The organism is Roseomonas sp. TF40, from assembly GCF_057219975.1.
Genome location: NZ_JBXVVR010000002.1, coordinates 288,719 through 303,324 on the forward strand (window position 1 = coordinate 288,719; position 14,606 = coordinate 303,324).

Here is a 14,606-nt window from a genome sequence, read left to right on the forward strand (position 1 = left end):
GGCGCATGGACACCACGCCCCTGATACCAAATCCCGCGGATCGTGACCGATCCGCCCTCAGTCGCCGGCGCCGGCATCCGCCGGCTTGGCGACGCGCCATTGGGTGCGGCGGCCAGTCGGCCGCTCGCCCGCCTTTGGCGGGCGCAGGTTCCGATCAATGAATCATGGGTTGACCCATGTCGAGATCGACGAAGCCGGCGATGCCGCGCTCAGCGCGCCGCAGGCCGCAGCCCTGCTGGGCGTGACGCTGGAGGCCTTCCTGGCGGATCTGCGCGCCGGGCGCGTCTATTCGCTGGTCGAGCGCGGCGAAGGCGAAGATGCAGGCACGCTGCGCCTCACGCTGCGTCACCGTGCGAAGGAAAGGCGGCTGATCGTGGAGCAGGGCACGGGCAGGGTTCTGTCAGGCGGCTAGATGCTCAAATTCTGCAGCGCTTCCTCGAGTTCCTGGAAGCTCGGCATATGGTGTGTGGGGGCGACCTTGCGGCCCGTCTCCACCGCCACCTGCGGCGCGTTGCCGTGCAGATGCGCAACGATCACGGCGCGGATCACCTCCATGTATTTCGCATCCTCCTCCACCACACCCTTCAGCCGTGTCGCCATCGGCCCCATCAGCCCATAGGCCAGCAGCACGCCGAGGAAGGTGCCGACCAGCGCGCCGCCGATCATCTTGCCGAGCACGGCGGGGGGCTGATCGATCGAGGCCATGGTCTTGATCACGCCCAGCACGGCGGCGACGATGCCCAGCGCCGGCAGCGCATCCGCGAGGTTCTGCATGGCGTGGGAGGGGTGCATCTCCTCCTCTTTGATCTTCTTGAGTTCCCGCGCCATCGTGTCCTCGATCTGGTGCGGATCGTCGGCATTCATGCCGACCATGCGCAGATAGTCGCAGATCAGCGCGACGGCGTGATGGTCCGCCGCGATCTTCGGGAATTTCTGGAAGGCCGCGCTCTCGGCCGGCTTCTCGATATGGGGTTCGAGCGCCATCGCGCCCTTGGTCTGCGCCAGGCGCACGAACCAGTACAGCAGCGAGAGCATCTCGATGTAGTCGGATTTGTGGTACTTTCCGCCCTTGATGATCTTCCCGAAGCCGCCAAGCGTGTGCTTCACGTCGTGCATCGAGTTGGCCATCAGGAAGGCGCCGATGGCGGCGCCGCCGATCATCATCATCTCGAAGGGCAGCGCGCCGATGATGATGGTGAACTTGCCGCCCGCGATCGCGTAGCCGCCGAACACCATGACCAGCAGGAAGATGAAGCCGGCGATCGTCGTCATGGCGAGGGGGCGGACTCCGGCGTGGCGCGCAGCAGGGTGATGGCGACGCGGCGATTGGCGGCGGCGGTGGGATTCTCGGGCAGCAGCGGATCGCGCTCGGCATAGCCGGCCACGGAGCGGATGCGCGCCTCGGGCAACCCGGCCTCGGTCAGCAGGCGGCGGGTGGCGTTGGCGCGCTCGGCCGAGAGATCCCAGTTCGAGCGTTCGGTGCCGCCCCGGAACGGCGTAGCGTCCGTGTGCCCGGTGACGGCGACGGGGTTGGGCAGGCGCGCGGCCACCTGCGCCACGCGCGCCACCAGCAGCCGCGCGCGGTCATTGGGCGCACTGCCGCCGAGCGCGAACATCGGCTGGCGATCGGCATCCAGCAGCTGGATGCGCAGCCCCTCCGGCGTCTGCTCCACGCGCAGCTGCTGGCCGAGCTCGGCCAGCGCGGGGTCGGCGGCGACCATGCGGCGGATCTCCTCGGCCGCGCGTTCGAAGGATTCGCGCTCGCGCCGCGCCTGTTCGGCGCGCAGCGCGGCATCGGTCAGGCGACGCGGGTCGGATTCAGTGCCCTCGCCCAGGCGGCGCGGATCAGCGTCGCCGGGCGGCGCATCGGCGCGCGCGGCCTGCACGCGGCGCGGCGTGGCGTCTTCATCCTCGCCCTCGGGGCCCTCACGCATCGGCGTGGGGCGCGCGGGGGTTGGGACGTCTTCCTCGACCTCCACATCGGGCAGCACGGGCACGGGGCCGCGCTGGATGCGGATGGCCCCGGCATTCTGGGCCATCTGTTCGGATTCATGCGGCGTGCGCCCGCCGAAGGGCTGGCCGCTGCCGGTCTGGTTGCGGCCCATGACATTGGTCGGCGCGAAGTAATCCGCGATGCCGCGGCGCTGTTCCTCGGTGGTGGCGTTGAGCAGCCACATCAGCAGGAAGAAGGCCATCATCGCGGTGACGAAATCGGCATAGGCCACCTTCCAGGCGCCGCCATGGTGCCCGTGCCCGCCTTCCTCGATCTTCTTGATGACGATGGTCGCACCATCGTTGCGGCCTTTTGCCATCCTGTCCCGCGCTGTTCCCGCCGAATCCCGGCAGGCCCTTATGGCGGGCGGCGGTTAAGGCGACGCTAAGCGGAGGGGCGCGGGCGGCCGGTCTCGAAGCGCCAGGGCGTGGCGCTGTCCTCATTCGGGTCGAGCTTGAGCCGGTGCTCCATCGGCGGGAAGGCGCGGGAGCGACAATCGGTGCGCTCGCAGAGCCGGCAGGACAGGCCGATGCCCACCGCGGCCTTGGGCAAGTCGAGCCCATCGGCATAGACCACCTCCGCCGCGCGGGAGATGTCGCAGCCCATCGCCACCACATGCACCGGCGCGGGTTCGCCCCAGCGCGTGGTGGGCGCGACGATGGCCTGCGCGACGCAGAGATAGGTCGCGCCATCGGGCAGTTGCGCCACCTGCACGCGGGTGCGCCCGGGCGTTTCGAAGGCGCGATGAATGATCCATTTGGGGCAGGAGCCGCCGAACCGCGCGAAAGGGTAGCCTGCGGCGGAGAAGCGCTTGTCCACATTGCCGGCCGGATCGACGCGCAGGAAGAAGAAGGGCACGCCCCGCGCCTCGGGCCGCTGCAGGGTCGCGAGCCGATGCGCCACCTGCTCGAAGCTCACGCCGAAGCGCGCGGCCAGCGTCTCCACCTCATGGCGCAGCGCGCGCGCGGCGGCGAGGAAGGGCGCGTAGGGCATCAGCAGCGCGCCGGCGGCATAGTTCAGCAGGCCGAGCCGGATCAGCGCCGCGGCCTCCGGGCTGGTCGGCTCGGCGGGGGCCACCAGCGCTTCCACCGCCTCCCGCGCTTCCAGCAGCATGAGCTGGAAGGCCATCTGGAAGCCGCGGCTCTCGCGCGGCAGGGATTCCGAAAGATCGAGACGCCGCAGGGCAGGATCGTAGCGGCGCAGATGCCCCTCCAGCGGCGCGACGGAGACGGTGACGCCATGCGTGCGGCGCAGACGTTCCGCGATCGCATGGTTCATCTCGGCGGGGGATGCGCGCAGCTCGGCGCAGATCTGTTCCGCCACCGCCTCGAGCGGGGGGAAGTGGTTGGCGTGGTCGTGGAAGAAATCCCGCGCCTCTTCCGTCGGCAGCAGCACGCGCCGGCCGGTCGGCAGGGCGATGCCCGAACTGTCCTCCCGCGCCACGCGCCAGGCGCGATACAGCGCCAGCATCGCCTGCGCCGCCTGGGGGGCGGAGGCCGCGAGGGCGGCGATCTCGGCCTCCGGCACGTCGAGGCCCAGGAGGGGATCGGTGAAGACCTCGCGCAGCCCGGCCTCGGCCTGGCGTTCGCGGGTACCGGAGAGCGCGGCGAGATCGACGCTGAGCTGCTCCCCCAGCTTGATCAGCAGGCTGGCGGTGACCGCGCGCTGGTCGTGCTCGATCAGGTTCAGGTAGCTGGCCGAGATGCCCAGCCGCACGGCGAGCGCCTGCTGGGTCAGCCCCTTTTCCATGCGCAGCCGGCGCAGCGTGCGGCCGATGAGCGGGCGGGCCATTCTTTACATCCCTTACTGATGCCCGGCAGTGATCTGTGAATATCGTCACAGGATTGCCGTTTGACAGCCAGATTCACCGGTGACGGGGCCGGGTGCAAGGTAAATTATTGACCAGCGCCGCCGCGAAGGCCGCGCCTTCACGGAGTATCCCGATGCGTCCCTCGCCCCGTCCCTGCCTCGCCCCCGATGGCGGCTTCGCCCATGGGCCCGCCCAGCCCGGCCGTTTCGACGGCATCAGGCGCGACTACAGCGCCGCCGATGTCGCCCGCCTCGCCGGCAGCTTCCGCATCCAGCACACGCTGGCCGATCGCGGCGCGCGGCGGCTGTGGCAGCTGCTCAAGACCGAGCCCTTCGTGAACACGCTCGGCGCGCTCACCGGCATGCAGGCGGTGCAGCAGGTGAAGGCCGGGCTGAAGGCCATCTACCTCTCCGGCTGGCAGGTGGCGGCGGACGCCAATTCGGGGGCGCAGATGTATCCCGACCAGTCGCTCTACCCGGTGGACAGCGTGCCGACCGTGGTGCGACGCATCAACAACGCGCTGCGCCGCTGCGACCAGATCGCGGTGCAGGAGGGGAAGGGCGACACCACCGAGTGGATGGCCCCCATCGTCGCCGATGCCGAGGCCGGCTTCGGCGGCGCGCTCAACGCCTATGAGCTGATGCGCGCGATGATCGAGGCCGGCGCCGCCGGCGTGCATTTCGAGGACCAGCTCGCCAGCGAGAAGAAATGCGGCCATCTCGGCGGCAAGGTGCTGGTGCCGATCCAGCAGCACATCCGCACGCTCAACGCCGCGCGCCTCGCCGCCGATGTCGAGGGCGTGCCGACCGTGCTGCTCTGCCGTACCGATGCGGAAAGCGCGCAGCTGCTCACCGCCGACATCGATGAGCGCGACCGCCCCTTCATCGGCAATGAGCGCACGGCGGAGGGCTTCTTCCGCATCCGCCCCGGCATGGGCAAGGCCTACGCCATCGCGCGTTCGCTCGCCTATGCGCCCTATGCGGACCTGCTGTGGTGGGAGACCTCGGACCCCGATCTGCAGGATGCGCGCGACTTCGCGGAAGCCATCCAGCGCGAATTCCCCGGCAAGATGCTCGCCTACAACTGCTCGCCCAGCTTCAACTGGCAGCGCAAGATGGGCATCGAGGCCGCCACGAAATTCCAGCGCGAGCTGGGCGCGATGGGCTACAAGTTCCAGTTCGTCACGCTGGCCGGCTTCCACAGCCTCAACCTCAGCATGTTCAAGCTGGCCCGCGGCTATGCCGAACGTGGCATGGGCGCCTACAGCGAATTGCAGCAGGCCGAATTCGCCGCCGAGGCCGAGGGCTTCACCGCCGTGCGCCACCAGCGCGAGGTCGGCGTGGGCTATTTCGATGCCGTCGCAACGGCGGCCGCCGGCGGCCATTCCAGCACCACCGCCCTCGCCACCAGCACCGAGGCGGCGCAATTCCACCACGAAGCGGCGCATTGAGCGCCACAAGGGAGATCACGACCATGAACCACGATCATGATGACGGCCTGGTGCACGGCCACGCCTGGGCCTGCAGCGAGCGCGGCCGGATGGTGCACCGCCCGGCGGCCCCGGGCCTGCGCCCGATGAGCGGCGAGGAACCGCAGGATGAGGGGCTGGTGCACGGCCATGGCTGGGCCTGCGGCGAGCGCGGCCGGATGGCGGGCTGAGAGCCGGGCCGGGGAGGGCCGCGCCCTCCCCGGTGCTGCCTCAGTTGGCGAGCATCAGCTTTTCCATCTGGCTGAACTGGATCGTTTCGCTACCGATGGTGATGCTGCCGGTCACGCCCGTGAGGTCGATGTAGCTGTTGCCCACGATCCGCGCCTGGGTCGTGCTGGTTTCGTTGATGGCGGCGAGTAGCTGGTTCAGCGTCATTCCGATGTTCTTCAGGATGAGTGTGTCGCTGCCGCCGCCGCCATTGATCGTGTCATTGCCATCGTTGCGGCTCCAGACGAACTGGTCGTCGCCCTGGGCACCCCAGGCATCGTCGCCGTTCAGCACGTCGGCGCCGGTGCCGCCCTCGATATAGTCATTGCCCGACCCGGCATTGATCGTGTCGTTGCCCTCATTGCCGTAGAGCTGGTCGGTGCCGTCGCCGCCGAGGATCGAATCATTGCCGTCATGGCCGGTGACGCTGTCATTGCCCCCGCCGGCGTTCACCGTGTCGTTGCCGCCATAGGCGAGCACCGTGTCGTTGCCATCGTAGGCATTGAAGGTGTTGTTGCCATTGCTGCCGGTTAGGCGGTCATTGTTGAAGGTGCCGTTCGTGCCCCCCGTGATGGTCGCGAGGGCCGCCGGGTCGAGCGGCTTGGGCGAATTGGTCGGGCTGGTCATGCTGGTCTGCTCCGCGGGATTGCCTGGACCCGCGCACCGAACCACGAAACCGTGAGCCCGACCAGAAGCCTCACCCTATCGGCGGGTGAGGCGCCGCCTCTGGCCCTAGAGCAGCCGCCCCGCCACGGCGTCGAGCTTGGCCAGCAGCACCGGGTCGCGCATCTCGGGGGCGGTGATCAGGGCGTGGTCCAGCGCCCGGTCGCAGCCCGCCGGGCACAGCCCGCGCGGCGCGCCCAGGCCGGGGACGACATCGGCCACCAGGGCGCGCGCCTTGTCGGCATTGCCGAACAGCACCTTCACCACCTGGTCCACCGTCACCGCCTCATGGTCCGGATGCCAGCAGTCGAAATCCGTCACCATCGCAACGGTCGCGTAGCAAAGCTCCGCCTCCCGCGCGAGTTTCGCCTCGGGCATGTTGGTCATGCCGATCACGGAACAGCCCCAGCTGCGGTAGAGCAGGCTTTCCGCGCGCGTGGAGAATTGCGGCCCTTCCATCACCAGATAGGTCCCGCCCCGCGTCACCGGCAGGCCGAGCCGGCGGGCCGAGGCCTCCAGCGCGTCGCCGAGCCGCGAGCAGACCGGATGCGCGACCGAGACATGGCCGACGCAGCCCGGGCCGAAGAAGCTCTTGGCGCGGGCGAAGGTGCGGTCGATGAACTGGTCCACGATGACGAAATGCCCCGGCGGCAGATCCTCCCGCAGCGAGCCCACGGCGGAGAGGGAGATCAGCTCCGTGCAGCCGGCGCGCTTCATCGCGTCGATATTGGCGCGGTAGTTGAGGTCCGAGGGCGGCGTGGGGTGCCCGCGCCCATGCCGCGGCAGGAAGCGCACCGGCACGCCGCGCAGCGTGCCGTGCAGGATCTCGTCCGAGGGCTTGCCCCAGGGGCTCTCCACCGCGCGCCATTCGCGGTTCTCGAGGCCGGGGATGTCATAGAGGCCCGAGCCGCCGATCAGCCCGATGACGGGGGTGACGGTGGTCATCGCCTCAGCCCTCGCGCTGGGCGCGCGCCTTCAGCGCCGCCGGCCGTTCGAAGCAGGCGTCGAGCCAGGCCTGCACGCGCGGCGTCGCCGACATGTCGAGCTTGTTCGCCCAGGCGCCGTAGAGCACGCCGGCCAGGTTGCAGTCGGCCACGGTGAAATGCTTGCCGAGCAGCCAGGGCCCGGCGATCGCGCCCTCCAGCACCGCGAGCTTCGCGGCCAGCGCGGCGATGCCCTTCGCGGCCTCGGCGGCGCTGCGCTGCTCGGGCGGCAGGATATAGGTGTTGTAGGCCCATTGCATCGCCGCCGGCTCGGCCTCGGTCGCGGCCCAGAGCGTCCATTGCAGGGCGCGGGAGGCATCGTCGCCCGTGGGCATGAAGGGCGCGCCGGCCTTGCCCGCGATGTGCAGGTTGATGGCCAGGCTCTCGAACAGCGTCAGCGCGCCATCCTGCAGCGCCGGGATCTTGCCGTTCGGGTTCACCTTGGCGATCGCCGCCTTCATGTCGGGGCCGAAGCCGACGGGAATGACCTCATAGGGCAGCCCCGCTTCCTCGGCGGCCCAGATGCAGCGGAAGGCGCGGCTGCGGGCGACGCCATGGATCTTCAACATCGTCAGGTCTCCATCTCGGGAAGGGGTCAGCGGATCGGCCGCTCCAGCACGGGGGAACGGCTGCCATCGGCATAGATGGCGGTCAGGAACAATGTACGGCTGCCCTGGGGTGCTTGGAACTCCACCACGGTGCGCGGCACCTCGCCGGCCAGGATCACCTCATCCGGCACGCCGACGGGCACGTTGCGCGGCGTGCGGTTGGCGTCGGTGAACCACTCCACCGCGATCAGCCCGGCGCGCAGATTGCCCGGGATGCCCAGGGCGTTGAGCCGCCCGGGGGCGACGAAGCCGGGCTGGTAGAGCGCGAACAGGCCCTGGCGCTGCACCTGGCGCTGCGTCGCCTCGCGGATCGCGGTGGCGGGCTCGAAGCGGTAGGGCACAGGCTCCGAGGCCACGCCGTCCCGGTCCAGGTGGCGGAAGCGGATCTCCTGGTTCCGCCAGGGGCGCATCATGCGCAGCGTCGGCACCGGGTCGCGCTCCTGCGCGGTGTTGCGCTGCGTGACATTGGCCCAGACCTCGCCCTCGGCATCGGTGCTGCGCAGAAACTGCACCGCCGTGGCGGGCTCGGGCGGGGTGACGCGCAGCAGGATCGGCGCGTTGGGCAGGCCGGGCGGCGGCGCGAGGGCCGCGACCGTGAGGCGCCGCTGCGCGACCTCGCGCGTCCAGGCCAGGGCGGCGACCTGCTCGGCCAGGGTGCGGGCGGTGGCGGGGTTGAGGAAGCCGGCCTCGAAGGGCTGGGCGCGGTCGGGGTCGTCGAAGGCATCGACGATGGCGGCGATGCGCGTGGCGGTGGCGATGGTGGGCCCCTGCGGCAGGGCGGCGGCGACCAGGGCCTGGGCCAGGGCGGCGGCGGCCAGCAGGTTCTCGCCATCCTGCGCCACCAGCGCGCCGAGCGCCGTGGCCCGGCTGGCCGGCGCGCCATCGCGCATCGCCGCCAGATAGGCGCGCGCGGCGGGGCTGAGCTCGGCCGGCAGGCCGGCCATCGCCTCGCGCACGCCGGGCAGGTCCATCGCCGCGAGGTCGGCGAGCAGCAGCAGCGCATCCGGGCGCGGCGCAGGTTGCAGGCGCAGGGACCGCACCAGCGCCTGGGCGCTCGCCACCGGCTCATCGCGCAGGCGCAGCAGCGTGGCGTTGTAGAGGAACTCATCGGCGGTGGCCGGGCGCGGGCGCAGCGCCGGGGCGGGGCCGGCCAGCGCGTCGCGCAGCGCGTCCAGCGCCTCGGGCGAGCCGGGTGGGTGGGCGATGAAGGCGTCCTGGATCGCCGCGAGGTCGTCATGGGCCGCCACCAGCAGGCCGCGCGGCGCGCCGGTGGCCAGTTGCAGGGCGGTGGCGAGGCCGAAGCCGGCCGCGAGGATGGCGGCGAAGGTCAGCACGCCATGCGGCCAGGCCGCTTCGGGGCGGCGCCGCGCGGCGATGAAGCCGGCGCCGAGGCCGAGCAAGGCGAGGCCGAAGAGCAGCGGCATGAGGGCGAAGAAGGGCGTGGCGAGGTCCGCCGCCGCGCCCAGCACCACCAGAATCGCGAAGGCCGCGGCGGAGAGGCCGGGGCGGTCGAGCAGAGGGCGGATCAACCGGCGCATGGCGGTGGCTCTACCCCCGCGCGCCGTATCGCTGCAACCGCCTCACATCCCCCCGATACAGGCCGGCCCGCCGCCACCCCGATCCCTGAAGGAAGTCGGGCGGCGGCGGGATGGGGCCGCCTCACATGCCGCCGATATAGGCCGGCCCGCCGCCGCCCTCGGGTGTCTTCCAATCGATGTTCTGCGTCGGGTCCTTGATGTCGCAGGTTTTGCAATGGACGCAGTTCTGCGCGTTGATCACGAGGCGCATCGGCCCCTCGCCATTGCCGGCCTCGGCCCCCACCGCCTCATAGACCCCGGCGGGGCAGTAGCGGCTCTCGGGGCTCGCGAACTGCGCCCAGTTCACGCCCTGCCAGCGCGCCGGGTCGCGCAGCACCAGATGCGCGGGCTGGTCTTCCTCATGGTTGGTGTTGGAGAGGAAAACCGAGGACAGGCGATCGAAGGTCAGCACGCCATCGGGCTTGGGATAGGTCAGGCGCGGCGCCTCGGACGCCTTCCTGAGCTGGCTGTGGTCGGCATGGTGGGTCCAGGTCCAGGGCGCCTTGCCGCGGAAGACGTAGGTATCCAGCGCCGCCGCCGCCATGCCGCCCCAGAAGCCGAACTTCGCGAAGCCAGGACGGATGTTGCGCACCGCCTGCAATTCCGCCCACACCCAGCTCGCCTGGAGCTTCTCGGGGTAGCTCTCCAGCACGGGTGGCAGGCCTGCTTCCATCGCTTCCGCGATCGCCTCGGCCGCCACCATGCCGGACTTCATGGCGGTGTGCGTGCCCTTGATCTTGGGCACGTTGAGGAAGCCCGCCGTGTCGCCCACCAGCAGCCCGCCGGGGAAGACCAGCTTCGGGATGGCCTGGATGCCGCCCTCGTTCAGCGCCCGCGCACCATAGGAGATGCGCTTGCCGCCCTCGAGGAAGCCGCGCACCGACGGGTGCGTCTTGAAGCGCTGGAACTCGTCGAAGGGCGAAAGCCAGGGGTTGGGGTAGTCCAGCCCGATGACGAAGCCGACGCTGACCAGATTCTCCCCGAACATGTAGAGCCAGGAGCCGCCATAGGTGTCGGAGGCCATCGGCCAGCCGGTGGAATGCCACACCAGGCCGGGCGTGTGCTTCTCCTTCGGGATTTCCCACAGCTCCTTCATCCCCAGGCCGAAGGTCTGGGGGGCGACGCCGGCGCGCAAATCGAAGCGCTCGAACAACGTCTTGGTGAGGCTGCCGCGGCACCCTTCGGCGAAGACGGTGAGCGCGGCGCGCAGTTCCATCCCCGGCTGGTAGTTCGGGCCCTTCGCGCCATTCCTGGCGATGCCCATCACGCCGGCGACCACGCCGCGCACCTGGCCGTCCTCGATCAGCACCTCGGAAGCCGCGAAGCCGGGATAGATCTCCACCCCCAGCGCCTCGGCCTTGGCGCCAAGCCAGCGGCAGACATTGCCGAGGCTGACGACGTAGTTGCCCTCATTGTGCATCTGGGGCGGCGTGGGCAGCTTGAAGGCGCGCGTCTCGGTGAGGAACATGAAGCGGTCCTCGGCCACCGGGGTGGCCAGCGCCGGCGGATCCTCGCGCCAATCGGGGATCAGCTCGTCCAGCGCGCGGGGCTCGAGCACCGCGCCCGAGAGGATATGCGCGCCGATCTCGCCGCCCTTCTCGATCAGGCAGACATTCGCCTCCGGCTTGAGCTGCTTGAGCCGGATGGCGGTGGCGAGGCCCGAGGGGCCGCCGCCCACCACCAGCACGTCGAATTCCATCGCCTCGCGCGCTTCGCCCTGATCCGACATGCCGCGTCCCCTGTGCCAGAAGCAATATCGGCGCATGTAGCGTCGGGGATGCTTGCGCGGAACCCTCGGGCGGGCGGATATCGCGCGCATGGAGATGCCGATGCGCGAAGCGCTGCTGGCCGCACTTCGCCTGCAGGTCGAATGGGGGGCGGATGAGGCGCTGGAAGACGCGCCGCGCGACCGGCTGAGCGCGCCCGCGCCCGCACCCCTGGCTGCGCCCGCGCCCAGGGCCGCGCCCGCGCTGCTGCCGCCCCCCGCCGCGCCCCCCGGCGCCGCGAGCCTGGCCGCCGCGGCGCAGGACCTGGCCGCGCTCAAGGCCGCCCTGGCGGCGTTCGACAGCCCGCTGCGCGAGACCGCGACCAACCTCGTCTTCGCCGATGGCGTGGCAGAGGCCGGGTTGATGTTCATCGGCGAGGCCCCGGGCGCGGATGAGGACCGGCTGGGGCGGCCCTTCGTGGGCGTCTCGGGCCAGTTGCTGGACCGGATGCTGGCCTCGGTCGGGCTGGATCGAGCCCGGGATTTCTACATCACCAACATCCTGCCCTGGCGCCCGCCGGGCAACCGCACGCCCACAGATGCGGAGATCGCCCAGTTCCTGCCCTTCATCCTGCGCCACATAGCCCTGGTGCGGCCGCGGCACCTCGTGCTGCTGGGCGGCGTGGCGGCCAAGGCGCTGCTGCGCTCGAAGGAGGGGATCACCCGGTTGCGCGGGCGCTGGCACCGGCTACCGGCGGAGGCCGGCGGTCTGCCCGCGCTCGCCACGCTGCACCCGGCCTATCTGCTGCGCACGCCGATGGCGAAAAAGGACGCCTGGGCCGATCTGGTGTTGCTGCGGCGCACCCTGGACGGGTCCGTCACGCCACCTTGACAAGAAAAAACGCACCAAGAACGGCCCTTAACCGGCTGATTCGGTAAAGACCGTCTCATGCGGTGAGATTCACTGGCGATTCAGGGGTTGCGTCCCCCGCGCAAGGGCCGGTAGGGAAGCCGGGCCATGCAAGCGATCTGCCCCATGGCCCTGCGTTTCCGGCCGCTGCGTGCCCCTCGCCAATGGGCGCTGGCACTCCTGGCCGGAGCGACGATGACGATCGGGGCTCAGGTCCCGGTCGCCGCGCAAAGGGTCGACCAGACCGCCATGAGCGTCCCGCGTCCTGCCATGCAGGGCGGGGTCGCCGGGCTCCCGCAACCTTTAGCGCCGTCGGACGCGGCGCGGCTTCGCCGTATCTTCGAATTGCAGTCCCGCGGCGAGAACACCGTCGCGGCGCGCGAGGTCGAACGCCTGGATGACCGGCGCCTCGTCGGCCATGTCCTGGCCGACCGCTACCTGCGCGCCGGGGGCGAACCTCCGCTGGCCGAGCTGGTCGCCTGGCTGTCGGACCATGCCGACCATCCGGATGCCGGCGCGATCCACGCCCAGCTCGTCCGCCGCGCGCCGCGCGGCATGGCGCTGCCCGCCGCACCGGCGGTCGAGGCGCTGGCGGATGGCACCGAGGTGGTGCCCGAGGAACGCGAGCCCGCGACGCGCAGCATCACCCGCAATGCCGGGCTCGACCGCCAGGTGCGGGACCGTGCGCGCGACGACGATGTGAACGGCGCGCTCTCCGCCATCGCCCGCGCCCGCATCTCCGGCCCCTATGCCGCGCTGCTGCGGGCCGAGGTCGCGCAGATCCTGTTCCAGAAGGGCCGCGACCAGGAGGCCTTCCGCATCGCCTCCGAAGCCGCGCGCGTCTCGGGCGGGGTGGCGCTGCCGGGCTACATCGCCGGCCTCGCCGCCTGGGCGCTCGAGCGGCCGGAAGTGGCGCTGGCCTATTTCGAACACGCCGCACGCTCCGAGATCGCCTCCCCGGCCACCCGTGCCGCGGCCGCCTTCTGGACCGCGCGCGCCGCCGTGCGCGCCCGCCGGCCCCAGGCCTATGTGCCCTGGATGATGCAGGCGGCGCAGGAACCGCGCACCTTCTACGGCCTGGTCGCGCGCCGCGCGCTCGGCCTGCCGATGGGCTTCGCCTGGGAACGCGAAGTCGCCGGTGAGGGCGAGGGCGCGGCCATCACCGAGACCGCCGCCGGCTGGCGGGCCCTGGCCCTGCTGCAGATCGGCCAGCCCGAGCGGGCCGAGGCCGAGCTGCGCGCGCTCTGGCCGCGGGTGCAGGGCAATGCGGGCGTGATGCGCGCCATGATGCTTGTCGCCTCCCAGGCGGGCATGGTGGACCTCGCCGCCCAGCTCGCCACGCTCTCGCAGAACGCCGATGGCAGGCCGCGCGACTTCGCCCGCTTCCCGCTGCCGCGGCTTGAGCCCATGCACGGCTTCCGCATGGATCCGGCGCTGGTCTATGCGCTGGCGCGGCAGGAATCGAACTTCGATTCCGGCGCCGTCTCCCCGGCCGGGGCGCGCGGCATCCTGCAGATCATGCCCTCCACGGCCAGCTACGTGACGGGCGACAGCTCGCTCCGCGGCGCCGGCGCGCGGCGGCTGCATGATGCGGGCTTCTCGCTCGAGGTCGGGCAGCGCTACGTCCACTACCTGGCGCGCAGCGAACATGTGAACGGCGACCTCATCCGCCTGCTCGCCGCCTACAACAACGGCCCGGGCAATCTCGGCCGCTGGCTGCCGGCGGTGCGCCACCGCGACGATCCCTTCCTGTTCATCGAGAGCATCCCGGTGGGCGAGACGCGGCTCTTCGTGCAGCGCGTGCTGGCCTATTCCTGGATCTATGCGGCGCGGCTCGGCCTGCCTTCGCCGAGCCTCGATGCGCTCGCCACCGGGCGCTTCCCGCGCTTCCAGGAACCGAACGAGGTGGCGGCCATGCTGCAGGCGACGGCGCGGCGGTAGTCGGCGCGGGGGCGTGGGCCTATCTTGCGCAGCAGGAGGCCCCGCCATGCCCATCGATGAGTCGAGAAAATTCGTACCGGTGAGCATCGCGGTGCTCACCGTCTCCGACACCCGCGACCTTGCTTCGGACCGCAGTGGCGACACGCTGGTGGAGCGCATCGGCAAGGCCGGGCACAGCGTGGCGGCGCGAACCATCCTGAAGGATGAGGCCAGCCTGATCGAGGCGCAGCTGCGCGCCTGGATCGCCGACCCCGCCATCGACTGCGTGATCACCACCGGCGGCACCGGTATCACCGGGCGCGACGTGACGCCGGAAGCCTTTGCCCGCGTGCTGGAGAAGGAGATCACCGGCTTCGGCGAGCTGTTCCGGATGCTGAGCTACCAGAAGATCGGCACCTCCACGATCCAGTCGCGCGCCATCGGCGGCGTGGCGGGCGGCACCTATCTGTTCGCGCTGCCCGGCAGCACGGGCGCCTGCAAGGATGCCTGGGACGACATCCTGGTCTGGCAACTCGACAGCCGCCACCGCCCCTGCAACCTGGTGGAGCTGATGCCAAGGCTGAAGGAGCATTTGTGAGCGCTTTTTGTGCGCCCTCAAGCGCCGGGCGCCGGCATCCGCCGGCTTGGCTGCGCGCCTACGCGCTGTTGCGTTGGGCCAGGAAGTCACCCTGTGCGCGGGGCCGCTTCGCGGCCCTTGTGGGTGCGCTCTTGCGCACGTAG

14 protein-coding genes are annotated in these 14,606 nt (G+C 70.8%); 6 read left to right on the forward strand and 8 right to left on the reverse strand.

Going from position 1 to position 14,606, the window contains the following annotated elements; translation table 11 throughout:
• Positions 1 to 157 precede the first annotated feature (157 nt).
• Complete coding sequence (locus tag AC2D9U_RS07440) at positions 158 to 412, forward strand: DUF6522 family protein (RefSeq protein ID WP_484747767.1); 255 nt, start codon at positions 158 to 160, stop codon at positions 410 to 412.
• Here the strand turns inward: AC2D9U_RS07440 and motA are convergent.
• The 3 genes from motA to AC2D9U_RS07455 all read right to left on the reverse strand — a co-directional run bounded on the left by motA (position 409) and on the right by AC2D9U_RS07455 (position 3,784).
• On the reverse strand, positions 409 to 1,272 hold the full coding sequence (gene motA, locus AC2D9U_RS07445; protein WP_484747769.1) for a flagellar motor stator protein MotA: 864 nt from the start codon (positions 1,270 to 1,272) through the stop codon (positions 409 to 411). The two genes, AC2D9U_RS07440 and motA, sit on opposite strands and share 4 nt — an antisense overlap.
• A complete protein-coding gene (locus tag AC2D9U_RS07450) occupies positions 1,269 to 2,312 on the reverse strand; it encodes a flagellar motor protein MotB (RefSeq protein WP_484747771.1) in 1,044 nt (347 codons plus the stop codon). Before AC2D9U_RS07450 ends, motA begins: the two co-directional genes overlap by 4 nt.
• A gap of 65 nt (positions 2,313 to 2,377) precedes the next feature.
• Complete coding sequence (locus tag AC2D9U_RS07455) at positions 2,378 to 3,784, reverse strand: helix-turn-helix domain-containing protein (protein ID WP_484747772.1); 1,407 nt, start codon at positions 3,782 to 3,784, stop codon at positions 2,378 to 2,380.
• Between the two features lie 152 nt (positions 3,785 to 3,936).
• Between AC2D9U_RS07455 and aceA the strand changes: the two genes are divergently transcribed.
• Positions 3,937 to 5,253 carry an isocitrate lyase gene (gene aceA, locus AC2D9U_RS07460; RefSeq protein ID WP_484747774.1) on the forward strand — a complete coding sequence of 439 codons (1,317 nt, stop codon included), beginning with the start codon at positions 3,937 to 3,939 and terminating at the stop codon, positions 5,251 to 5,253.
• A 23-nt stretch (positions 5,254 to 5,276) separates the two neighbouring features.
• Entirely contained in the window at positions 5,277 to 5,462 is a 186-nt protein-coding gene (locus AC2D9U_RS07465) for a hypothetical protein (RefSeq protein ID WP_484747775.1), read from the forward strand.
• Between the two features lie 40 nt (positions 5,463 to 5,502).
• Here the strand turns inward: AC2D9U_RS07465 and AC2D9U_RS07470 are convergent, their stop codons facing one another.
• From AC2D9U_RS07470 to AC2D9U_RS07490, 5 genes are all read right to left on the reverse strand, one after another.
• Positions 5,503 to 6,126: a calcium-binding protein gene (locus tag AC2D9U_RS07470; protein ID WP_484747777.1), complete on the reverse strand. Its 624-nt coding sequence runs from the start codon at positions 6,124 to 6,126 to the stop codon at positions 5,503 to 5,505.
• 105 nt (positions 6,127 to 6,231) lie between these two features.
• Positions 6,232 to 7,107, reverse strand: coding sequence for an S-methyl-5'-thioadenosine phosphorylase (locus tag AC2D9U_RS07475; RefSeq protein ID WP_484747779.1), 876 nt, complete (start codon positions 7,105 to 7,107; stop codon positions 6,232 to 6,234).
• Positions 7,108 to 7,111: 4 nt separating this feature from the next.
• A complete protein-coding gene (locus AC2D9U_RS07480; protein ID WP_484747781.1) occupies positions 7,112 to 7,714 on the reverse strand; it encodes a glutathione S-transferase family protein in 603 nt (200 codons plus the stop codon).
• Positions 7,715 to 7,740: 26 nt separating this feature from the next.
• Positions 7,741 to 9,291, reverse strand: coding sequence for a serine/threonine-protein kinase (locus tag AC2D9U_RS07485; RefSeq protein WP_484747782.1), 1,551 nt, complete (start codon positions 9,289 to 9,291; stop codon positions 7,741 to 7,743).
• Between the two features lie 121 nt (positions 9,292 to 9,412).
• Positions 9,413 to 11,059, reverse strand: coding sequence for an electron transfer flavoprotein-ubiquinone oxidoreductase (locus AC2D9U_RS07490; RefSeq protein WP_484747784.1), 1,647 nt, complete (start codon positions 11,057 to 11,059; stop codon positions 9,413 to 9,415).
• 52 nt (positions 11,060 to 11,111) lie between these two features.
• Between AC2D9U_RS07490 and AC2D9U_RS07495 the strand changes: the two genes are divergently transcribed.
• From AC2D9U_RS07495 to moaB, 3 genes are all read left to right on the forward strand, one after another.
• Positions 11,112 to 11,927 carry a uracil-DNA glycosylase gene (locus tag AC2D9U_RS07495; RefSeq protein ID WP_484747785.1) on the forward strand — a complete coding sequence of 272 codons (816 nt, stop codon included), beginning with the start codon at positions 11,112 to 11,114 and terminating at the stop codon, positions 11,925 to 11,927.
• Positions 11,928 to 12,290: 363 nt separating this feature from the next.
• Positions 12,291 to 13,886 carry a lytic transglycosylase domain-containing protein gene (locus tag AC2D9U_RS07500; protein WP_484747786.1) on the forward strand — a complete coding sequence of 532 codons (1,596 nt, stop codon included), beginning with the start codon at positions 12,291 to 12,293 and terminating at the stop codon, positions 13,884 to 13,886.
• Between the two features lie 46 nt (positions 13,887 to 13,932).
• On the forward strand, positions 13,933 to 14,463 hold the full coding sequence (gene moaB, locus AC2D9U_RS07505; protein ID WP_484747787.1) for a molybdenum cofactor biosynthesis protein B: 531 nt from the start codon (positions 13,933 to 13,935) through the stop codon (positions 14,461 to 14,463).
• Positions 14,464 to 14,606: the final 143 nt, after the last annotated feature.